14 protein-coding genes are annotated in these 21589 nt (G+C 61.4%); 11 read left to right on the top strand and 3 right to left on the bottom strand.

The window, feature by feature from the left end; genetic code table 11:
* Positions 1-8 precede the first annotated feature (8 nt).
* The 6 genes from nuoI (at position 9) to nuoN (ending at position 6354) form a co-directional block, all read left to right on the top strand.
* Positions 9-551: an NADH-quinone oxidoreductase subunit NuoI gene (nuoI, locus tag ACJ8IM_RS03615; RefSeq protein WP_025160170.1), complete on the top strand. Its 543-nt coding sequence runs from the start codon at positions 9-11 to the stop codon at positions 549-551.
* Between the two features lie 13 nt (positions 552-564).
* Positions 565-1122, top strand: coding sequence for an NADH-quinone oxidoreductase subunit J (gene nuoJ / locus ACJ8IM_RS03610; protein WP_019453717.1), 558 nt, complete (start codon positions 565-567; stop codon positions 1120-1122).
* A complete protein-coding gene (nuoK, locus tag ACJ8IM_RS03605; RefSeq protein ID WP_004936014.1) occupies positions 1119-1421 on the top strand; it encodes an NADH-quinone oxidoreductase subunit NuoK in 303 nt (100 codons plus the stop codon). The genes nuoJ and nuoK overlap by 4 nt, the downstream gene beginning before the upstream one ends.
* Positions 1418-3265, top strand: coding sequence for an NADH-quinone oxidoreductase subunit L (gene nuoL, locus ACJ8IM_RS03600; protein WP_015378577.1), 1848 nt, complete (start codon positions 1418-1420; stop codon positions 3263-3265). The genes nuoK and nuoL overlap by 4 nt, the downstream gene beginning before the upstream one ends.
* A 95-nt stretch (positions 3266-3360) precedes the next feature.
* Entirely contained in the window at positions 3361-4890 is a 1530-nt protein-coding gene (gene nuoM, locus ACJ8IM_RS03595) for an NADH-quinone oxidoreductase subunit M (protein WP_033648043.1), read from the top strand.
* A gap of 6 nt (positions 4891-4896) precedes the next feature.
* Positions 4897-6354: an NADH-quinone oxidoreductase subunit NuoN gene (nuoN, locus tag ACJ8IM_RS03590; RefSeq protein ID WP_033635324.1), complete on the top strand. Its 1458-nt coding sequence runs from the start codon at positions 4897-4899 to the stop codon at positions 6352-6354.
* Between the two features lie 59 nt (positions 6355-6413).
* Here nuoN and ACJ8IM_RS03585 read toward each other — a convergent pair whose 3' ends face one another.
* A complete protein-coding gene (locus tag ACJ8IM_RS03585; protein ID WP_033653764.1) occupies positions 6414-7289 on the bottom strand; it encodes a LysR family transcriptional regulator in 876 nt (291 codons plus the stop codon).
* Between the two features lie 288 nt (positions 7290-7577).
* On the opposite strand from ACJ8IM_RS03585, the gene ACJ8IM_RS03580 reads away from it, so the two are divergent.
* Both ACJ8IM_RS03580 and ACJ8IM_RS03575 read left to right on the top strand, forming a co-directional pair.
* Positions 7578-8813, top strand: coding sequence for an MFS transporter (locus ACJ8IM_RS03580; RefSeq protein WP_033653765.1), 1236 nt, complete (start codon positions 7578-7580; stop codon positions 8811-8813).
* A gap of 130 nt (positions 8814-8943) precedes the next feature.
* Entirely contained in the window at positions 8944-9453 is a 510-nt protein-coding gene (locus tag ACJ8IM_RS03575) for a DUF1097 domain-containing protein (protein WP_033653766.1), read from the top strand.
* On the opposite strand, the gene ACJ8IM_RS03570 is transcribed toward ACJ8IM_RS03575, so the two are convergent.
* Positions 9433-10416, bottom strand: a complete 984-nt coding sequence (locus ACJ8IM_RS03570) for a LacI family DNA-binding transcriptional regulator (RefSeq protein WP_033653767.1) — start codon at positions 10414-10416, stop codon at positions 9433-9435. The genes ACJ8IM_RS03575 and ACJ8IM_RS03570 overlap by 21 nt on opposite strands.
* Before the next feature lie 267 nt (positions 10417-10683).
* Between ACJ8IM_RS03570 and idnO the strand changes: the two genes are divergently transcribed.
* From idnO to elaB, 3 genes are all read left to right on the top strand, one after another.
* Positions 10684-11448, top strand: coding sequence for a gluconate 5-dehydrogenase (gene idnO, locus ACJ8IM_RS03565; RefSeq protein ID WP_033648038.1), 765 nt, complete (start codon positions 10684-10686; stop codon positions 11446-11448).
* A 22-nt stretch (positions 11449-11470) separates the two neighbouring features.
* Complete coding sequence (gene idnD / locus ACJ8IM_RS03560) at positions 11471-12502, top strand: L-idonate 5-dehydrogenase (protein ID WP_033653769.1); 1032 nt, start codon at positions 11471-11473, stop codon at positions 12500-12502.
* Between the two features lie 81 nt (positions 12503-12583).
* Positions 12584-12895, top strand: coding sequence for a stress response protein ElaB (gene elaB, locus ACJ8IM_RS03555; RefSeq protein WP_025303653.1), 312 nt, complete (start codon positions 12584-12586; stop codon positions 12893-12895).
* A 36-nt stretch (positions 12896-12931) separates the two neighbouring features.
* Here elaB and ACJ8IM_RS03550 read toward each other — a convergent pair whose 3' ends face one another.
* Positions 12932-21589: a glycoside hydrolase family 94 protein gene (locus ACJ8IM_RS03550; protein WP_033653770.1), complete on the bottom strand. Its 8658-nt coding sequence runs from the start codon at positions 21587-21589 to the stop codon at positions 12932-12934.

The following is a 21589-nucleotide window of genomic DNA, read 5'->3' as shown; positions in this document are numbered from 1 at the left end:
AATAAACCATGACATTGAAAGAGTTAGTGGTTGGTTTCGGCACCCAGGTGCGCAGCATTTGGATGATTGGCATGCATGCCTTCGCCAAGCGCGAAACCCAGATGTATCCGGAAGAACCGGTTTACCTGCCGCCGCGCTACCGCGGCCGCATCGTGCTGACGCGCGATCCGGACGGCGAAGAGCGCTGCGTCGCCTGTAACCTGTGTGCGGTGGCCTGCCCGGTCGGCTGTATCTCGCTGCAAAAAGCGGAGCAGAAAGACGGCCGTTGGTATCCGGAGTTCTTCCGCATCAACTTCTCGCGCTGCATTTTCTGTGGCCTGTGCGAAGAGGCTTGCCCGACTACCGCTATCCAGCTGACGCCGGATTTCGAACTGGGTGAGTACAAGCGTCAGGATCTGGTGTACGAAAAAGAAGATCTGTTGATCTCGGGGCCGGGTAAATATCCGGAATATAACTTCTACCGGATGGCCGGTATGGCGATTGACGGCAAAGCCAAAGGCGAAGCCGAAAACGAAGCCAAACCGATCGACGTCAAAGGTCTGTTGCCCTAAGGAGCCAGCAAGCATGGAAATTGCATTTTACCTGGCAGGTTTGATTGCGGTGGCCGCGACGATTCGCGTGATCACCCATACCAACCCTGTGCATGCGCTGCTGTATCTGATCGTCTCGTTATTGGCGATCTCGGCAGTCTTCTTCTCGCTCGGCGCCTACTTTGCCGCCGCGTTGGAAATCATCGTCTATGCGGGCGCCATCATGGTGCTGTTCGTGTTCGTGGTGATGATGCTGAACCTCGGCAACGTGCAGCAGCAAGAGCGCGACTGGATGAAGCCGACGGTGTGGATCGGGCCTGGCCTGTTGTCGCTGGCGCTGCTGGTGGTATTGATCGTCGCGATCCGCAGCGTATCCGACCAGGGTATCAGCGGCGAGATGGTCGACGCGAAGGCGGTGGGCATCAGCCTGTTCGGGCCTTACGTATTGGCGGTTGAGCTGGCTTCAATGCTGCTGTTGGCGGGTCTGGTTGTCGCCTTCCATATCGGCCGCGAGCACAAGCCTGGCGAGGTGCTGAGCAACGCGCCGGCGAGTGGCGAAATGGCGAGAAGAAAATCGGAGGAGCAAGCATGATCCCTCTTCAACACGGCCTGATCCTGGCGGCTATCCTGTTTGTGCTCGGGCTGACCGGGCTGCTGGTGCGCCGCAACCTGCTGTTTATGCTGATCAGCCTGGAAGTGATGATCAACGCTGCGGCGTTGGCGTTTATCGTGGCGGGAAGCTACTGGGGCCAGGCGGACGGGCAGGTGATGTACATCCTGGCGATCAGCCTGGCGGCAGCCGAGGCCAGTATCGGCCTGGCGCTGCTGCTGCAGCTCTACCGTCGTCGTCATACCCTGAATATTGATACTGTCAGTGAGATGCGCGGATGAACCTATTATATTTAACAATTCTGCTACCGCTGATCGGGTTCCTGCTGTTGGCATTTTCCCGCGGTCGTTGGTCTGAGAACACGGCGGCTACCGTCGGCGTGGGCTCTATCGGCCTGGCTGCGCTGGTCACGGTGTATGTGGCGATGGATTTCTTCGCCCAGAAAGCCGCCGGCGTGCAGCTGTTTGAGCAAAGCCTCTGGACCTGGATGGCCGTCGGCAACTTCAATATCGGCGTGACCCTGGTGCTGGACGGCCTGTCGCTGACCATGCTGTCGGTGGTCACCGGCGTCGGCTTCTTCATCCACATGTTCGCCTCCTGGTACATGCGCGGTGAAGAGGGCTACTCGCGCTTCTTCGCTTACACCAACCTGTTTATCGCCAGCATGGTGGTCTTGGTGCTGGCGGACAACCTGCTGCTGATGTATCTGGGTTGGGAAGGCGTGGGCCTGTGCAGCTACCTGTTGATCGGCTTCTACTACAAAGATCCGGCCAACGGCGCGGCGGCGATGAAAGCCTTCATCGTGACCCGCGTGGGCGACGTGTTCCTGGCGTTCGCGCTGTTCATCCTCTACAACGAGCTGGGCACGCTGAACATCCGCGAGCTGATGATCCTGGCACCGCAGAAACTGGCGGTGGGCGATACGGCCATCACCTGGGCAACCCTGATGCTGCTGGGCGGCGCGGTCGGTAAATCGGCGCAGCTGCCGTTGCAAACCTGGTTGGCGGACGCGATGGCGGGCCCAACCCCGGTTTCCGCACTGATCCACGCGGCGACCATGGTGACCGCGGGCGTCTATCTGATCGCCCGTACGCACGGCCTGTTCCTGATGGCGCCGGAAGTGCTGCACCTGGTGGGCATCGTCGGTGCGGTCACCCTGCTGCTGGCCGGCTTCGCCGCGCTGGTGCAGACCGACATCAAGCGCGTGCTCGCTTACTCCACCATGAGCCAGATCGGTTACATGTTCCTGGCGCTGGGCGTGCAGGCATGGGACGCGGCGATCTTCCACCTGATGACCCACGCGTTCTTCAAGGCGCTGCTGTTCCTGTCGTCCGGTTCGGTGATCCTGGCTTGCCACCACGAGCAAAACATCTTCAAGATGGGCGGCCTGCGCAAGAGCATCCCGCTGGTGTACGTCTGCTTCCTGGTGGGTGGCGCGGCGCTGTCTGCGTTGCCGCTGGTCACGGCCGGCTTCTTCAGTAAGGACGAGATCCTGGCGGGCGCGATGGCCAATGGCCACATCAACCTGATGGTGGCCGGCCTGGTCGGCGCGTTCATGACCTCGCTGTACACCTTCCGTATGATTTTCATCGTGTTCCACGGCGAAGAGAAAATCAAAGCGCATGCCGGTAAAGGCATCACTCACCACCTGCCGCTGCTGGTTCTGCTGGTGCTGTCCACCTTCGTCGGCGCGATGATCGTGCCGCCGTTGCAGGGCGTGCTGCCGGAGACGACCGAGCTGGCGCACGGCAGCGTGCTGACGCTGGAAATCACCTCCGGCGTGGTGGCTATCGTCGGCATTCTGCTGGCGGCCGCGCTGTGGCTGGGCAAACGCAGCCTGGTCAACAGCATCGCCAACAGCGCGCCGGGGCGTTTCTTCTCGACCTGGTGGTTCCATGCCTGGGGCTTCGACTGGCTGTATGACAAAGTGTTCGTCAAGCCGTACCTGGGCATTGCGAAGCTGCTGCAGCGCGATCCGCTGAACTCGCTGATGAACCTGCCGGCCGTCTTCTCCCGCTGGGGGAACCGCGGTCTGACGGTGAGCGAGAATGGTCAGGTGCGTTGGTATATAGCGTCTATGGGTGTGGGTGCAGTGGTCGTATTGGCTCTGTTGATTTTGGTTTAATTGAATAATTTAAACAGACGCATTTTTCGGGCGTAGCGCCGGGCAGGCGCTACGTACAAAGTTTGAAATTATTCGTATAAGGGACACAAAACGCCATGCTATTACCTTGGCTAATTCTTATCCCCTTTATCGGCGGTCTGCTGTGCTGGCAGCTTGAGCGCTTCGGTACTAAGGTGCCGCGCTGGATAGCGCTGATCGCAATGGGGCTGACGTTGGCGCTCTCTCTGCAGCTGTGGCTGCAGGGCGGCTATACCTTGACCACGCCGAAAGGCATTCCGCAGTGGCAGAGCGAATTCCTGCTGCCGTGGATCCCGCGCTTCGGTATCTCCATCCACCTGGCGCTGGACGGCCTGTCGCTGCTGATGGTGGTGTTGACCGGTCTGCTGGGCGTGCTGGCGATCCTCTGTTCCTGGCGTGAAATCCAGAAGTATCAGGGCTTCTTCCACCTCAACCTGCTGTGGATCCTGGGCGGCGTTATCGGCGTGTTCCTCGCCATCGACATGTTCCTGTTCTTCTTCTTCTGGGAAATGATGTTGGTGCCGATGTACTTCCTGATCGCGCTGTGGGGCCACAAGGCGTCGGACGGTAAAACCCGCATCACCGCGGCGACCAAGTTCTTCATCTACACCCAGGCCAGCGGTCTGGTGATGCTGATTGCGATCCTGGGCCTGGTGTTCGTGCACTACAACGCCACCGGCGTGTGGACCTTCGATTACGAAGACCTGCTGCAAACGCCGATGTCCCACAACGTGCAATATCTGTTGATGCTGGGCTTCTTCATCGCCTTCGCGGTGAAAATGCCGGTAGTGCCGCTGCACGGCTGGTTGCCGGACGCGCACAGCCAGGCGCCGACCGCAGGTTCCGTCGATCTGGCGGGCATCTTGCTGAAAACCGCGGCCTACGGCCTGCTGCGTTTCAGCCTGCCGCTGTTCCCTGAGGCTTCGCACGAGTTTGCGCCAATCGCCATGTGGCTGGGCGTGATCGGCATCTTCTACGGCGCCTGGATGGCGTTCGCGCAGACCGACATCAAGCGTCTGATCGCCTACACCTCGGTTTCGCACATGGGCTTCGTGCTGATCGCCATCTACACCGGCAGCCAGTTGGCTTATCAGGGCGCGGTGATCCAGATGATCGCGCACGGCCTGTCCGCCGCCGGTATGTTTATCATCTGCGGCCAGCTGTATGAGCGCCTGCATACCCGCGACATGCGTCAGATGGGCGGCCTGTGGGGGCGTATCAAGTTCATCCCTGCGCTGTCGCTGTTCTTCGCCGTGGCTACGCTGGGGATGCCGGGTACCGGTAACTTCGTCGGCGAATTCATGATTCTGTTCGGCAGCTACCAGGTGGTGCCGGTGATCACCGTGATTTCTACCTTCGGTCTGGTGTTCGCTTCGGTTTACTCGCTGATCATGATGCAGCGCGCTTACTACGGTGCGCCTAAATCCGACCAGCCGCTGCAGGGCATGACCGCGCGCGAACTGTTCATCATTCTGCTGCTGGTGGTGTTGCTGGTTCTGCTGGGGGTTTACCCGCAGCCGATTCTGGATACTTCCAACGCGGCGATGAGCAACGTGCAACACTGGTTTGGTTCGTCAGTTTCAGCAATTTCAACAACAAGGCCGTAATTCGCCATGACAATAACTCCTCAACAACTGATCGCACTGCTGCCGCTGTTGATCGTCGGATTGACGGTGGTGGTTGTGATGCTAGGCATTGCGTGGCGACGCGACCACTTTATCAACGCCACCCTGACCGTGATCGGTCTCAACCTGGCGCTGCTTTCGCTGTACTTTGTCGGCCAGGCAGGCCCAATGGACGTCACCCCGCTGCTGCGGGTTGACGGTTACTCGATGTTCTACACCGGGCTGGTGCTGCTGGCGAGTCTGGCGACCTGCACCTTCGCCTATCCGTGGCTGGTCGGCTATCCGGATAACCGCGAAGAGTTCTACCTGCTGGTGCTGATCGCCGCCATGGGCGGCATCCTGCTGGCGAGCGCCAACCATCTGGCTTCGCTGTTCATCGGTATCGAGCTGATCTCGCTGCCGCTGTTCGGCCTGGTGGGCTACGCCTACCGCCAGAAGCGCCCGCTGGAAGCCGCCATCAAGTACATGCTGCTGTCCGCCGCCGCGTCGTCGTTCCTGCTGTTCGGCATGGCGCTGCTGTATGCCGAATCCGGCGATCTGTCGCTGGCCGGCCTCGGCAAGAGCCTGCAGGAAAACATGATGCACCAACCGCTGATCCTGGCCGGTATGGGCATGATGATCGTCGGTCTGGGCTTCAAGCTGTCGCTGGTGCCGTTCCAACTGTGGACGCCGGACGTGTATCAGGGCGCGCCTGCGCCGGTCTCGACCTTCCTGGCGACCGCCAGCAAGATCGCGATCTTCGCGGTCGTGATGCGTCTGTTCCTGTATGCCCCGGCCGCCGACAACGAAGCGCTGCGCATGGTGCTGTCGATCATCGCGTTCTGCTCTATCTTGTTCGGTAACCTGATGGCCATCAGCCAGACCAACATCAAGCGTCTGCTGGGCTACTCGTCGATCGCTCACCTGGGCTACCTGCTGGTGGCGCTGATTGCGGTGCAAACCCATCAGCTGTCGCTGGAAACCGCCGGCGTTTACCTGGCCGGTTACCTGTTCAGCAGCCTGGGCGCCTTCGGCGTGGTCAGCCTGATGTCCAGCCCGTACCGCGGCCCGGATGCGGATTCACTGTTCTCTTATCGCGGTCTGTTCTGGCATAAGCCAATCTTGTCCGCGGTGATGACGGTGATGATGCTGTCGCTGGCCGGTATCCCGATGACGCTGGGCTTTATCGGTAAGTTCTTCGTGATCGCGATGGGCGTCAGCGCACACCTGTGGTGGTTGACCGGCGCGGTTGTGGTAGGCAGCGCCATCGGCCTGTACTACTACCTGCGCGTGACCGTCAGCCTGTTCCTCAGCGCGCCGGAATCGCTGCAGCGCGATACCCCGAACAACTGGGCGTTGACCGCCGGTGGCGTCGTGGTGCTGATCTCCGCCGCGCTGGTGCTGCTGCTGGGCGTCTACCCGCAGCCGCTGATTTCGCTGGTGCAGATGGCGCAGCCGACATTCTGACAACGCTTCAAACGATAAAAAGGTCGCTTCGGCGGCCTTTTTTTATGGGGAAACGGCACTCAGCCGTAATGGGCGCTAAACGAGGTTTCCAGCGCCTGCACTACCGCGCGCACGCGGGCGGCGCGTTGCAAATCGGGATGCAACACCAGCCAGATATCCACCCAGTCTTTGTTCTCCGGCAACAGGCGCACCAGTTCCGGGTCTTTGTCCGCCAAAAACGCGGAGAGCAGGCCGATGCCCAGCCCGCTGCGGGTGGCGGAACGCAGCAGCAGCTGCGAATTGCATTGCAGCACCACGTTGGGCTCGTGCAGGGCCTCGCCGCAGAAATTGTTCCAGTGGCGCGGCACCAGATCGCGCGGGAACATCAGCAGATCGTGGCCGCGCAGCTGCTCGCCCCTGAGCGGCATGCCGCGCCGTGCCAGATAGTGTGGGCTGGCGTACAGACCCATTTCGATGGTGGCTAAGCGTTTGATGATCAGCTCATCGTCATCGGGGCGGGCGCCACGGATCGCCAGATCCGCGCCGTGGTAAGAAATATCGGCGATGTTGACCGCCGTCAACAGCGTGACGGTGATGGCGGGGTAGCGTTCCCGCAGATCTTGCAGCGCCGGCATCACGAAGGCTTCGGCCAGGGTATCGGTGGTGGCGATGCGCACGTTGCCACACAGGCTTTCGTCACCGCTGGCGGCTTTGCGGTTGATCGCCTGCACCGCATTTTCCATCTTCATCACGTCCGCCAGCATTTGCTCCCCCAGCGGGCTGAGGGCGAAGGATTTCGGCGTGCGGATAAACAGCTTGGAGCCGAGCGCATCCTCGAAAGCGGACAGCCGTCGACCGACGGTCGCCTGATCGACATGCAGCTGGCTGGCGGCTTTGCGTAGCGTGCCGCAGCGCGCGACGGCCAAAAAGAAGCGCGCGTCGTCCCAATTTATCATGCCATTTCCTCTCTACAGATTTGTCGGCGCCGTAGGAAACAGGCCGGGCCGGACGAATGATAACGGGTTATATCATAAAGCGTTGCTCTGCCCTGGGGGAGAGAAAGACGGCTAGCGGCCTGCACATCGGCGGTTATTTCTCCGGTGATGCAAGAATGCATCAGGGTGATTCATTCTTGACGATACTTCGCCCGCCGCCGTAACGCTATGATAAGCGCCGTTCCCGGCCCGCCGGGTGAGAAAGATGTCGATGGCAGGCCGCCGTCTGCCGACTTTGGGAGTTGAAACATGTCAGAAAATACCGCCAGCCAGATCGCGGCGCCGCAAAAAGCTCAGGCGTCGCGCAGGACCATTTTATTGTTCCTGGCGCTGGCTTTGATGTCGGCATTGCTGAACAGCAGTGCGCCGACGCCGCTTTATCCGCTGTATCAGCAGCAGTTTGCGCTGAGTTCCGTCAGCCTGACCGTCGTTTACGGTGCCTACGCCGCCGGCGTACTGATCTCTTTGTTCGGCGTCGGCAATCTGGCCGGCAAAGTAAAGGATTTGCGCAGCGTGATCGTGCCGGCATTGCTGGTGGTGTTGAGCGGTGCGCTGCTGTTTGCGCTGGCGGATACCTTTGTCATGATGCTCATGGCGCGACTGCTGGCCGGGGTGGGCACCGGGGCATTGACCGGGGCGGCAAACATCGCCCTGGTGCGTTTTGGGCCACAAGACGGCGGTAAAAACGCCGCGCTGATCGCCACGCTGTCCTTTACCACAGGGTTGGCGCTGGGCCCGATCTTCAGCGGCATCGCTTTGCAGACCGGTTTTCATCCCACGACGCTGCCGTTCGCTTTCATCATGATCATTGCCGCCGTGGCGGCGTTGGGCGTGATGTTCTCGTGGCCGCGTGGCGTGGTCGCGGCGCCGACCCGCGCTGCGCCGACGGCGACAGAAAAAAGCACGCTGCTCGATGGCCTGCGTATCACCGGCGGTAAATTCTTTGTCTGTGCCGGGGCGCTGTTTATCTGTTGGGCCCTGGCCGCCAGCATTTTGGCTATTGGCCCCAGCGTGGCGGAAACGCTGTTAGGCATGCACCAGCGGGGCGTCTTTGGCTATGCGATTGCGGTGTATCTGTTGATCGCCGGTATTAGCCAGATCCTGAGCCGCCGCCTTAACGCCCGTCATTCGCTGTTGTTCGGTTGCCTGGCGCAGGTGCTGGCGGCGGTGGTATTCGCTGCGGCGATCCAATGGCATTCACTGTGGCTGGCGGCTGCGGGCCTGGTGGTGGCCGGCTATGCTTACGGCGCCATTTTCGTCGGCAGCGCGACCCTGGTAAACCTGATTTCGCCGCCGGCCAGCCATGCGCGTTTGCTTTCACTGTTTTACGTTATCGCTTATATCGCCAACTGGGTGCCGATCTTGCTGGGGATCGTGGTCGACCGTGTCGATCTGCAGCAGGCAACCCATCTGCTGTTCCTGAGCAGCACCACGGTATGCCTGTTGTTGGCATGGATGACGGTACGTGTAGGGTTCCCACGTTAATAATTTTGTGATTTAAGTCTCTTTTATTTAATTAATCATTCTTCAATTGCATTTATATTGTGATTTTAATCACATGAAATAACCGGCTTTCGGGTAAACTGCGCGCTTTCTTTTTGCCGCGGGTCACTTTATGAACGTTCTTTTCGCCATTGCCGTTACTACCGGGATCCTCTCCGGCGTGTGGGGCTGGGTTGCCGTCAGCCTGGGGCTGATCGGTTGGGCCGGTTTTCTCGGCTGCACGGCGTATTTCGCCTGCCCGCAGGGCGGGCTGAAAGGGCTGTTGATCGGCGTGTTGACCTGCTGCAGCGGCGTCTTCTGGGCAATGGCGATCATCCACGGCAGCGAACTGGCGCCGCAGTGGGAGCTGCTGGGGTATCTGCTGACCGGCGTCGTTGCGTTCCTGATGTGCATTCAGGCCAAACAGCAGTGGCTGGGGTTTGTGCCCGGCACCTTTATCGGCGCCTGTGCGACCTTCGCCGGCGGCGGAGATTGGCCGCTGGTGACGCTTTCTCTGTTGGTGGGCTTGCTGTTTGGCTATGCGATGAAAAACAGCGGTCTGTGGTGGGCGGCGCGCAGCGAAAAAGCCCGTGCCGCACAGCCGGTCAGCCCGAATGCCGGCTCAAACGGTGCCGCCGAGTGAGAGGCGGTAGTGCAGATCGTGGCGCTCGGCGCAGGGTTCGCCCGCGATCCGCAGCAGCAGCATTTCAGCGGCGGTTTTCCCCATGTCAAAGCGCGGCGTGATCACGCTGGCGATGCCCGGCGTGGTCGCCTGGCCAATATCCAGGCCGTGAAAACCCGATAGCGCAATCTCCTGCGGCACGCGCACGCCGAGACGCAGGCAGGTCTGCAACACGCCCACCGCCAGATCGTCGTTGGTGCACAGGATACCGTCCAACTGCGGGTAGCGTTCGCGCGCCATCGCCAGCATGTCGGCGCCGATCGAAACCGAAGAGACCCGATGCGGCGTGATCTGGCGCGGCGTTTGCCCCTGAGCCGCCATGGCGCGGCAGTACCCCCGATAGCGTTTATTGTCGCGGGCGTCCGACATGGCGCCAAAGTAAACGATATGCCGTTTGCCGCTGGCGAGCAGCGCTTCGGTCATGTCATACCCCGCCTGTTCATTATCAAACCCCACCGCAATCCGCCCCGGCGGCGCGTCGAGATCCATCACCTGCGCGAGGGGGATTTTGGCGGCGCCGAGGTAGGTCTCTGCGCGCAAGGTATGCGCAGAGTCGGTGAGGATCAGCCCGGCGATCGGGTAGCTCAACAGCTGTGCGATCTGCTCTTCTTCCCGCTGCGGGCTGTAATCGTAGTTCACCACCAGCGTTTGGTAACCCCGCGCTTGGGTAACGGATTCGATGCCGGCCAGCAGATCGGCGAAGATCTGGTTGTTGAAGGAGGGGATCAGTACGCCGATGCGCGGTTTTCTGCCGGCCTGTGCGGTATCGGCGTCAGTGATGTTCAGCTCCCGCATGACCTGCGCAATGCGTTCGGCGGTGTTGGCCGCCACTTTTTCCGGCGTGCGCAGGAAGCGGCTGACGGTCATTTTGGTCACGCCGGCCAATTGTGCGATGTCCTGTAGCGTAACGCGAGGGTGTTTCATTCGGTGGCCTTCACGGGCGGCGCGGCAAGGGTGGATAGCGGTATGTTAACAAATCGATTTGGCGATAACAATGAATGCGCTCCTATTGAAAATAGCTATTTTTCAATTGGATAACTGATTTTGCCCGCTTGCTGCCTGCGTGAGATCACGTTAAGGGTAACAGGGTTTCGTAACATGATGTTCAGTGATTTCCATCACGTTTTTACCGGTAACAATCGGCTGAGATAGAGGCCTGTCCGATTGGAGGCCTGATGGCCGGGAATCACCATGAACAACCTGTTTTCACTGGATAACAAAATTGTCTTGATCACCGGCGCCTCGCGCGGCATCGGTTTTCTGCTGGCGCGCGGCCTGGCGCAGCAAGGCGCGCATATTCTGGTCAACGCCACCACCGACGAACATGCCCGACACGCCGCCGATCGCCTGCGCGAAGAGGGCTTGCGCGCCGATGCGGCGGCGTTCGACGTTACCGATTCCCAGGCGGTGCATGCTGCCATCGATCGTATCGAAGCGGATATCGGCGCGATAGACGTCTTGATCAACAACGCCGGCATCCAGCGCCGCCACCCGTTCACCGAGTTTCCGGAGCAAGACTGGGACGACATCATCGCCGTCAACCAGAAGGCGGTTTTCATCGTGTCGCAAACCGTGGCGCGTTATATGGTGCCGCGCCGGCGCGGCAAGATAGTCAACATCGGCTCGATGCAAAGCGAGCTGGGGCGGGACACCATCACCCCTTATGCGGCCTCCAAGGGCGCGGTGAAAATGCTGACGCGCGGCATGTGCGTGGAGCTGGCGCGCTACAACATTCAGGTCAACGGCATCGCCCCCGGCTACTTCAAAACCGAGATGACGCAGGCGCTGGCCGACGATCCGGCCTTCACCGCCTGGCTGACCCAACGCACGCCCGCCGCACGCTGGGGCGATCCGCAGGAGTTGATCGGCGCGGCGGTGTTCCTGGCCGCCGACGCCTCCGCCTTCGTCAACGGGCAACTGCTGTTTGTCGATGGCGGCATGTCGGCGGCGGTGTAACCTTTTTTCGTGGAGTGTTGAGATGAAAATTCAAACCCAGTCCTGCGTGGTCAATGGCAAACGCGACGTGGCGGTGATTGCGCAAGAAGTGGATTACCGGGGGCAGGGAACGCTGGTGAAAATCAGCCGCGGCGGCATCTGCGGCTCGGATCTGCATTACTTTCAGGAAGGCAGGGTCGGCAATTTTCAGGTGCGCCAGCCGATGGTGCTGGGCCATGAGGTGATCGGCGAAGTGGTCGCCAGCGATTCGCCGCAGCTGCCGGTCGGGCAGAAGGTGGCGCTCAATCCCAGCAAACCCTGTGGGCAGTGCAAATACTGTCTGGCGCAGCAAAGCAATCAATGCGTCGAGATGCGCTTTTTCGGCAGCGCGATGTATTTTCCGCACGTCGACGGGGCCTTTACCCAATACAAAGTGGTGGATAGCGCGCAGTGTATCCCTTACGGCGCCGATCGCGACGACAGGGTGATGGTGTTCGCTGAACCGCTGGCGGTGGCGATCCACGCGGCGAAGCAGCCCGGCGACGTGACGGGGAAAAAGATCTTTGTGTCCGGCGTCGGCCCGATCGGCTGCCTGCTGGTGGCGGCGCTGAAAGCGCTGGGCGCCGCCGAAATTGTCTGTGCCGATCTCAGCCCGCGCTGCCTGGCGATCGCCAGGCAAATGGGGGCCGATCGGTGCCTGCATGCCGCGGACGACGATGTTAGCGGTTATCAGCAGGACAAAGGATATTTCGACGTCGCCTTCGAAGTGGCGGGGCATCCGCAGTCGCTGCAGCGCTGCCTGGAGATCACCCGCGCCAAAGGCACCGTGGTGCAGGTGGGCATGGGCGCCAGCTTCCCCGATTTTCCGCTGATGTTGTTGATCGCCAAGGAGTTGAACCTGCTCGGATCCTTCCGCTTCGTGGCGGAGTTTGCGCTGGCGGTGGCGTGGCTGGCCGACGACGTGGTCGATCCGCTGCCGTTGCTGTCGGCGGAGTTCGCCAGCGGGCAACTGGCGCAGGCGCTGGAGTTTGCCGGCGATAAGCGCCAGGCCGCCAAGGTGCAATTGGTGTTTTAGGGTAAAAGTCCGATGGCCGCAGGCGGCGATCCTTGTCTATAGTGTAGGAACGCTTAATTTTTCAACCACGGAGATCTCACTATGGCAAGACATACGGATGCTGAGCAAACTACGCTGGATGACGATCTGAGAATGCTGACCGAGACGCTGGAAGAAGTGCTGCAATATACCGGCGATCGCGCGGATCAGGCCTACATCGACATCAAGTCGCACGCCGAGCAGGCGCTGAGTGAGGTTAAGGCGCGCTGGGCGAACACCGGCGAATCCTACTATGCGCGCGCCAAAGAAGCGGTACACCGCACCGACGACTACGTGCGGGATAAACCCTGGCACAGCGTAGGCATCGGCGCCACCGTCGGGCTGGTGCTGGGGCTGCTGCTGGCCAGAAAATAACGACGTCGGGCGGCGGCCTGCGCCGCCGCCCGACAGCTACGTATCTTCTTTCCCCAAAATCACTTCCACCTGATGGATCCTGCCGTCGTCCCGCAGCGCGATCGTCGGCTCCGACTGAGGGATGCCGTCAACGATGATCTGCGTTTCGCCTTCTCCCTGGCGCACGACCAGCTGATATTCGCTGGCGCCTTCGCGGTAGTTGATCGTGAATTGCGGCCAGTCGGCCGGCAGACGCGTATCGATCGTCAGCCGATCGCCGCGGCGTTTCAGGCCCAGCAGCGACTCGAGAATCAAGCGATACATCCAGCCTGCCGAGCCGGTATACCAACTCCAGCCACCCCGGCCGATATGCGGCTCAACTGCGTAGACATCAGCGGTCGCCACGTAAGGTTCGACTTTGTAACGTTCGGCGGCGGCGCTGTCCAGGCTGTGGTTGATGGGGTTGATCAGCGCCATCAGCTGCCAGGCGCGTTCGATGTCACCCATTTCGGCGAAGGCCATCACCGCCCATACCGCGCCGTGGGTGTATTGGCCGCCGTTTTCCCGCACGCCGGGCAGATAGCCGCGGATATAGCCGGGATCGGGGCCGTTGCCGTCGAACGGCGGCGTCAACAGTCTGATCAGCCTGGCCTGCGGGTCGACCAGATGTGTATCCAATGACTGCATCGCCTGCCGACTGCGCTGCGGATCGCCGGCGCCGGACAGCACCGACCAGCTTTGCGCAATGGCGTCGATGCGGCACTCCGCGGCCAGGTGTGAGCCGAGCGGTTCGCCGTTGTCGAAATAGCCGCGGCGGTACCATTCGCCATCCCAGGCATGGTTGTGCAGGTTGTCCCTCAGGGCGGCGGCCTGGCGGCGGCACTGTGCGGCCAGGTCGTCATCGTGGTGGCGTTCCGCCAGATCGCCGTAGCGCTGCAGGATGGAAAACAGGAAGAAGCCGAGCCAGACGCTTTCGCCGCGGCCTTCCAGCCCGACCCTGTTCATGCCGTCGTTCCAGTCGCCGGCCCCCATCAGCGGCAACCCGTGCTCGCCGAAGGTCAGGCCGTGTTTCAGCGCGCGCGCGCCGTGCTGGTACAGGCTTTCCCGCACTGCGCTCTGCGCCGGCTGTTCATAGGCGGACTCTTCGCCGGGCGCCAGCTGGCGCGCCTCCAGATAGCCCACCTGTTCGGTCAAAATGCTCTCGTCGCCGGTGGCGTCCAAATAATGACACATCGCCAGCGGCAGCCACAGATAGTCGTCGGAACAGCGGGTGCGCACGCCGTTGCCCTGCGGCGGATGCCACCAGTGCTGCACATCGCCCTCGATAAACTGGCGTGAGGCGCACAGCAGGATCTGTTCGCGCAGCCGTTGCGGCGCGGCGTGGGTCAGTGCCAGCGTGTCCTGCAGCTGATCGCGGAAGCCAAAGGCGCCGCCGGATTGGTAGTAGCCGCTGCGTGCCTGAATGCGGCAGGAGAGAGTTTGGTACAGCAGCCAGCCGTTAGCCAGCAGATCGACCGCCGGATGCGGCGTGCCGATCTGCACCTTATTCAGGATGCCGTCCCAATAGGCGGCGACCTGTTGCCGTTCGTCTTGCAGGCGATCTTCATCCAGGTAGCGCTGCAGCAGCATGTCGGCCTCGTCGGCGTTTTGTCCCAGTCCCAGGACGAACACCAGGCTGCGCTGATCGCCGTCGATCAGGCTGAGCGCCGACTGTACCGCGCCGCACGGATCCAGCCCGGCGCCGACCCTGCCGGAAAGCCGGCGCAGTTTCAGCACCGCCGGATTGGCCAGCGTGCCGTTGCGGCCGAGGAATTCACGCCGATCGCCGCTGATGGAACAGTGGGCGCCGGTAACGCCGAAAAAGGCGGTGCGCTCGGAACCGTTGCCGCCGTAATGGTTGGTGGCCAGAATGCCGCAGCCGCCCGTCGTCGTCGCGGCCTGTGTCACGACGTGCATGGCGGTTTTACTGCGCAAATCGCCGAGGATGAATTCCATGTAGCCGGTGGCGGAGAGTTTGCGCGTGCGGCCTGAACCGTTGGTCAGCGTCAGCAAAAACAGCTTCACCGGCGCGTCCTGCGCCACCAGCATCGTCAGCTGGCTGTCGATGCCGCCTTCGCGGTGCTCGAACACGCTGTAGCCAAAGCCGTGGCGCGTCAAATAGTGGCCGCGACCGCGGGCCGGCAGCGGCGTGGGGGACCAGACGTGGCCGCTTTCCTCGTCGCGCAGATAAAACGCTTCGCCACCGCGATCGCTGATGGGATCGTTATCCCACGGCGTCAGCCGGTACTCGTGAGCGTTTTCGTACCAGCTATAGGCCTGACCGCTTTCTGAGATAACCGTGCCAAACAGCGGGTTGGCGATAACGTTTGACCAGGGTGCCGGAGTGATCTTGTTCTCGTTCATCGCAATGACATATTCGCGTCCGTCGCTGGAGAATCCGCCCAGCCCGTTAAAGAATTGCAGGTCTTCGATGGCGGGCAACTGCGGCGAATGCAGGTTGCGCGGCAGGTTGTCTACCGTCGCCAGCTTCGACGACGCGGTGAGCGGAGACAGCGGCTGTTGCAGGGTTTGCGGCAGCTGCAGGCGTTGGTTGAGCTGCTCCGCCAAACCGCCGCGTCGGTCGTCGAGATAGATGCGCGCCACGCTGAGCAGCAGACGATGGTCTTCCGGCGACATATGTTCGCTGGTCCGCACGAAAATGCCCCCAGGCTTGTCGGTCAGGGTGGATTCCATGCCGGCGGCGATCAAGCCCATGATCTGATTTTGCAGATCCTGGCGGTAGCCGCCGACGTCTTCGTTGAGGATCACCAGATCCACCTGCAGCCCCTTAAGGCGCCAATAGTTGTGTGCCTGGATCAGCTGCTGCACCAACGCGATATTCTCCGCGTCGCTGACCGTCAGCAGCACGATCGGCAGATCGCCTGAGATCGAATGCCCCCATAACCCGGACTGGCCGCGGCGGTTGCTGATGATTTCACCGCCGCCGGCGCGCATTTCCTGCGCCGGGAACACCACGGCGCCGACCAGACGGTTGAACAGATTGGCGTCTTCCTCATTGGCGTTCAGTTGGCGCAACACCACCTGGCTGTGTGACCAGGCCAGTTCGAAGACGCGATCCGCCAAGTGGCGATCGCGATACTTTTCCAGCATCGCCAGACAGGAGGCGCGATCCTCGCAAACGCCGTAAAACACATCCAGCGTCAGCGGAACGTTGGGTTCCAGCACCACGCGCTGGCGGATGGCGATGATCGGATCGATAACCGGCCCGGCGCTGTTGGTCAGCGGCGCATTGTGGTACAACGCCTGCGGATTGGCCGGCGTGCGGCCGCGGCCGATAAATATGCCGCGATCGGTTTCGAACGAGGTTTGCGCGCTGTTTCCCTGTACCGTCATCATGTGCAGCAGCCACGGGCACGTCTCTTTGGGCTCGCGCGGTCTGCGATGACACAGGATCGCTTCCTGGTCTGGCAGTAGCTCTGTTTGCACGAACAGATTGCTAAAGGCCGGGTGCGCCAGATCGTTCCCGGCCGGTGCCAGCACCACTTCGGCATAGCTGGTGATCTCAAGGATGCGCGGCTGTTTACCGCGGTTGATGAGCGTCAGGCGGCGCAGTTCGATATCATCTTCCGGCGAAACCACCACCTGCGTTTTGACCGAAAGCGTGCCCAGATGGCGCTGGAATTCGGCGCCGGCGTCGTTGAACACCGCGCGATAGTCTTTGGCGCCGCCGCCGCCGATCGGTTGCCAGGTATTGCTCCACACTTCGCCGGTTTGCGGATCGCGCAGGTAGCAGAAAGCGCCCCAGTTATCACGGGTGGCGTCCTCGCGCCAACGGGTCAGCGCCAGGTTTTGCCACCGGCTGTAACTGCCGCCGGCCTGCGACAGCATCAGATGATAGTTGGCGTTGGACAACAGTTGCACTTCGGGTATCGGCGTATCGACGCGGGTGAATTCACGCGCGCTGAAGCTGGCCGGCTGGATGGTGCCTTCGTGGGTTTCGAAATGACGACGCGGGCTATAGAGCTCGACTGCGTCCGGCACGCGTTCCTGCAGCAGCAGGCGCGCTGACTGGAAGGCGGGATAGCGGGCGAAACGCGCCACCATCGGCGCATCCAGCAGCAGGTGCGACAGCGCCAGGAACCCCATGCCCTGGTGGTGTGCCATGTAGGAGCGGACGATCGTGTACAGTTGCCCGCGGCTCAGGCGTGCGGTGGTGTAATCGAGCGCTTCGTAAAAACCGTATCGCCCTTTGGCGCCGTTGTGTTCCAGCGTCAGCAGGTTATTGCAAGCGGCGACGGGCTCAACGATCAGTGCCATCAGCGTCGCGTAAGGGGCGATCACCATATCGTCGGCCAGGCCGCGCCGCAGCCCCAAACCGGGCACCCCAAAGGCGTGATATTGATAATTTTGCTGCGCGTCGAAGCCGAAATAGCCGGATTCGGAAACGCCCCAGGGGACGCCGCGCTCCTTACCCCAGGCGATTTGGCGCGCCACCGCCGCGCGGCACATCTGCACCAGCAGCGAATCGGGATAGGCGGGCATGACCAACTGCGGCATCAGGTATTCGAACATCGACCCGCTCCACGACATCAGCGCAGGCTCCTTGTCGATGACGGTGAACAGCCGGCCAAGGGCGAACCAGCTGCGCTGCGGCACCTGATTGGTCGCGATGGCCACGTAGTTGGTCAGACGGATTTCCGACGCCAGCAGATCGTATTTGCTGCTGTCCATGCGGTTATGGTCGCAGTTGAAGCCGACGCTCAGCAGGTGGGTCGATTCGTCATACAGGAAGTGGAAGTCCATCTGCGCCATTTTTTCCAGCCGCTGCCGCAGGTTGCCGAGTTGCGCCAGGCGCTGTTGCGCCAGCGCGGCGGCGGCATCGAGCCGGCTTTGTTGCTCGGCCGAAAGCCCCAGGTTCGCCGGGGCGTCGGCCAACCAGCGCAGGCTGGGCGGCTGCGCCAGATCCGGCGGCGCATCGCTCAGCCAGCCATACCATTGCGCCCATTCCGCACAGAGTTCATTAAGCTGCTGATGGAGCGCGCCGGCCCAGCGTTTAGTTTCTTCGCCGTGGTTTAACGCCGGCTCCTGCAACCCGTTGCTGTAGTTGCGCATGGCGTCCAATTCAAGCAGCAGCGCGGCGTACGGGCTGTTTTGCGCCTGTTGCCAATGTTGGCGCAGTTTGGCCAGGTTTTTCGGCGCTGCGTTTCCCCACTGCTGTTCCAGCAGTTCCAGGCTGTCTCCCAGACCGGCCACTATCCGCTGCGGATCGATGACCGGCTGTTGGGCCAGCGCCGGCAGCCCGGCGCAGAGCGTCAGCAGATGCCCGGCCAGGTTGCCGCTGTCGACGCTGGAAATATAGCGCGGGTTTAACGGCTCTAAGGTGCGCGTGTCGTACCAGTTGTACAGATGGCCGCGATAGTGCTCCATGCGATCCAGCGTATCGAGCGTCAGTTCAATGCGGCGCAGCGCCTCGCACAGCGTCAGGTAGCCGAAATCGCAGGCGGTGAGGTTGGCCAATAGCGACAAACCGATATTGGTCGGCGAGGTGCGGTGCGCTATCACCGGTTCCGGTATTTCCTGATAGTTGTCCGGCGGCAGCCAGTTCTCCTGAGCATTGACGAAGGTGTTGAAAAAGTCCCAGGTCTGGCGGCTGGTATGGCGCAGGAAACGCCGTTGCTCCTCATCGATCGCCGTTTTGCTGCGCTGCGGCTCGCGGCTCAGGTAGTAGAGCAAGAACGGCGCGAATACCCACAGCGCGGAAAGCGGCAAGGCGACGACGAGCGCCATCGGGTTATGCCACGCGGTGAGCAGCAGCAACCCCGCCCCGGCCAGCGGATTGACCCACATGGCGCGATAGAAATTGGTCGGCGTCACCCGCAGGCGCGTTTTGCTCTGGGCGTAGCTGGTCCACTCTTGCAGATTGCGTTGGCTGAACAGCAGGCGCCATAGGGTAACGGCGATCGCTTTCAGGCTGTACAGCGCTTCGTGCGGGAGTGCCGCGAGGCGCAGGCCGATTTGTGCCAACCGGTGCAGCGTGCCCTTCAGCGCCAGCCGCACATGCTGGAGAAACGGGCGGCGTGGCGGTTTGCGCGCGATGTCCTGCAGCAGCGCCAGTGCGGAAGGCAGCAGCAGAAGCATAAAGACCACCGCCAGCCAGTAACCGGTGTTGGGCAACCCTGTCAGGCAGCAGAATAAAAGCAGCAACAGGCTGGGGGCCACCAGGCTGCGGCGCAGGTTGTCGAACAGCTTCCACTGCGACAGCGCGCTCAGCGGGTTGGCGCAGCGTGAGCCGTCCGCTTTTTTCACCCGCGGCAGCAGCCAGTTAAGCAACTGCCAGTCGCCGCGGATCCAGCGCGAACGGCGCGCCACGTCGACCAGATAGTTGCTGGGATATTGCTCATACAACAGCACATCGCTCAACAGCCCCGAGCGGGCATAGCAACCTTCCAGCAGATCGTGGCTCAGCACTAAATTCTCCGGGCAGGTGCCTTGCAGGCTGCGCGCAAACACGTCCACGTCGTAAATGCCTTTGCCGATGAATGAGCCTTCGCCAAACAGATCCTGATAAATGTCCGACGCCATGCGCGTATAGGGATCGTTGCCCGGCGTGCTGCTGCATAAGGCGGCGTAACGTCCCTGACCAAAACGCGGGATCTCTTCGGCCATGCGCGGCTGCAAAATGGTGTAGCCTTCCACCACGCGCTGTCTGTTTTCGTCATACTGCGGCTGGTTGAGCGGATGCGCCATGGCGGCGATCAGCTGGTGAGCGGTGTCGCGCGGCAATACGGTATCGCTGTCGAGGGTGATGACGTATTTGACGTTTTTCAGAGCCTCAAGGCCGGCGCCAACCAGGCTGGAGAAGGCGTTGTCGCGGTTGCGTAGCCAGTCGTTAAGCGCATTCAGCTTGCCGCGTTTGCGCTCCAGCCCCATCCACACGCCCTGTTTGTCATTCCACTGCCGATCGCGGTGGAACAGGAAAAAGTGGCCCGGCCCTTCACAGGGATAGCGTGCATTCAGCGCGCCGATTTTTTCACTGACGTAAGCCAGCAACGCGGCGTCGTCAGCCTGCCGCTGATGCGGGGCGTCGTTAAAGTCGGTGAGCAGCGCGAAATGCAGGTGCTTCATCGCATTACCCAGATAACAGACCTCCAGCGCGTTGAGCAGCCGGTCGATGCCGGTTTTCTCGTCGAGCAGGGTGGGGATCACCACCAATGTGCGGAACTCGGCCGGAATGCCGCAGGAGAAATCGAGCCTCGGCAAAGGTCGGGGTTCCCGACTGCGGGTCGTAACTTCGCTGAGCAGGTTAAGCACGAATTGGCTGACGACGATCGCCAACGGAAAAAACAGCAGCGCCAATCCCCACCAGCTGATGCCGCTGCCCGCCGCGTGGCGCAACAGTTCCGCACAGCTGGCGGTGGTGAGCAGGCTGAGGCTGCCGAGCCAGGACAGCAGCGGCGCCTGGTTCAGCGCGTGGCGCACCCGGGTAATGCGGCTGAGGCGTACCGCCAACTGCTGTTCCAGCGCCGGTCTGCCGTCGTCGATCAGGTAGTAGCCGATGTGATGGTTGCGCGCATCGCCGACGGGATCTTCCGCCGCCACTCGCGCCATGTTGAGCACGTGTCGCGCAACCTGTACCTCGTCGTGCGGGCTGTGGCGGGCCAGCATTTCGATCACGTGGCGATAGTGATCGCGGGTGTCGAAGTGCATCATCGGGTACACCCCAGCCGGATCCTGACGCAGCGTTTGATCTACCAGGCTCATGGTTTCCACAAATTCCGCCCAATCCATTTCGCTCAGCTGGCGCAGGCCGGCGATGCTGTTGCTGACCGACAGTTGGCTGACCGCCAACTGTTGGTTGAAGCGGTGGATCAGTTCATCGGAGGTCATGCTGACCTCCGCCAGACGCTGTTCCACCCAGGTGAGCGGCAGCGCCAGCATGGTGCCGTGGCCCTGCAGACGGCGCACCAGCTCGGCGACGAAGGCGCTGGTGCGCGGCGGATTGGATCGCGCCATGTCGGCGATAACGATGATCAAATTGGCCGGATCGTTTTCCGCCGATTCGAGCATTTTATTGACCCAGTCATCGGCCAGGTTGCGTTCACGCTGAGCCTGCGCTACCTCGACGCTGACGCGGCGCAGGTTGTCTATCAGCGCCAGACGCAGCATGCCCGGCAGCGCCCACAGTTCACCCAGCGTCAGATTGGTTTCCTTTTGATAGGCGGCGATATAGCGCGTCAGGCTCTCTGCGTCCCAGCGCCCGTCGCCGTGGGTGATGGCTTCGGCGGCGATGTCGTAAATGCGCGGGCAGTTGTGCGGTGCAGTCAGCTGCGGCAAGCCGCGGCCAAAGGTCTTAGGCAAGTGATGTCGCACCACGCGGATTTGCTCTTCGATCAAATAGTAATTATCGAGCAACCACTCCCCGGCGGGCGTCATGCTGCTTTTTTTGCCGTTGCTGAGCTGGCGGCAGCTCTCAGCCAGCACCCGTTCGTTGTGATCCAGCCGCTTCAGCAAATAGTAGGGGGTCTTACGCGTCGCCAGTTTGTGAGAGCGTGCCAGACGCTGGCCGTAGCGTTCCATCTGATCGACGGAAAACAGCTCGGCCTTGATGGTGCCGCCGAGCGGTTCCGGTTCGCCTTTAGCGCTTCTGGCGGCGAGCGGCTTTATTTTGCTGTTTTTGCGTTGACTTCTTAACCAATTGATAAGTTTTTCTTTCAC

The sequence above is a fragment of the Serratia sp. CY33525 genome (assembly GCF_052169115.1).
In the GTDB taxonomy this organism is placed as follows: domain Bacteria; phylum Pseudomonadota; class Gammaproteobacteria; order Enterobacterales; family Enterobacteriaceae; genus Serratia; species Serratia sarumanii.
This window is presented reverse-complemented; position numbering and strand designations above follow the sequence as displayed.

Excerpts from the sequence above, each read along its gene's own strand:
- ACJ8IM_RS03575 (WP_033653766.1), top strand. The coding sequence starts at position 8,944 with ATGAACGTTCTTTTCGCCATTGCCGTTACTACCGGGATCCTCTCCGGC.
- elaB (WP_025303653.1), top strand. The coding sequence starts at position 12,584 with ATGGCAAGACATACGGATGCTGAGCAAACTACGCTGGATGACGATCTG.
- idnO (WP_033648038.1), top strand. The coding sequence starts at position 10,684 with ATGAACAACCTGTTTTCACTGGATAACAAAATTGTCTTGATCACCGGC.
- nuoI (WP_025160170.1), top strand. The coding sequence starts at position 9 with ATGACATTGAAAGAGTTAGTGGTTGGTTTCGGCACCCAGGTGCGCAGC.
- ACJ8IM_RS03585 (WP_033653764.1), bottom strand. The coding sequence starts at position 7,289 with ATGATAAATTGGGACGACGCGCGCTTCTTTTTGGCCGTCGCGCGCTGC.
- nuoM (WP_033648043.1), top strand. The coding sequence starts at position 3,361 with ATGCTATTACCTTGGCTAATTCTTATCCCCTTTATCGGCGGTCTGCTG.
- nuoJ (WP_019453717.1), top strand. The coding sequence starts at position 565 with ATGGAAATTGCATTTTACCTGGCAGGTTTGATTGCGGTGGCCGCGACG.
- nuoN (WP_033635324.1), top strand. The coding sequence starts at position 4,897 with ATGACAATAACTCCTCAACAACTGATCGCACTGCTGCCGCTGTTGATC.
- ACJ8IM_RS03580 (WP_033653765.1), top strand. The coding sequence starts at position 7,578 with ATGTCAGAAAATACCGCCAGCCAGATCGCGGCGCCGCAAAAAGCTCAG.
- nuoL (WP_015378577.1), top strand. The coding sequence starts at position 1,418 with ATGAACCTATTATATTTAACAATTCTGCTACCGCTGATCGGGTTCCTG.
- idnD (WP_033653769.1), top strand. The coding sequence starts at position 11,471 with ATGAAAATTCAAACCCAGTCCTGCGTGGTCAATGGCAAACGCGACGTG.
- ACJ8IM_RS03570 (WP_033653767.1), bottom strand. The coding sequence starts at position 10,416 with ATGAAACACCCTCGCGTTACGCTACAGGACATCGCACAATTGGCCGGC.
- nuoK (WP_004936014.1), top strand. The coding sequence starts at position 1,119 with ATGATCCCTCTTCAACACGGCCTGATCCTGGCGGCTATCCTGTTTGTG.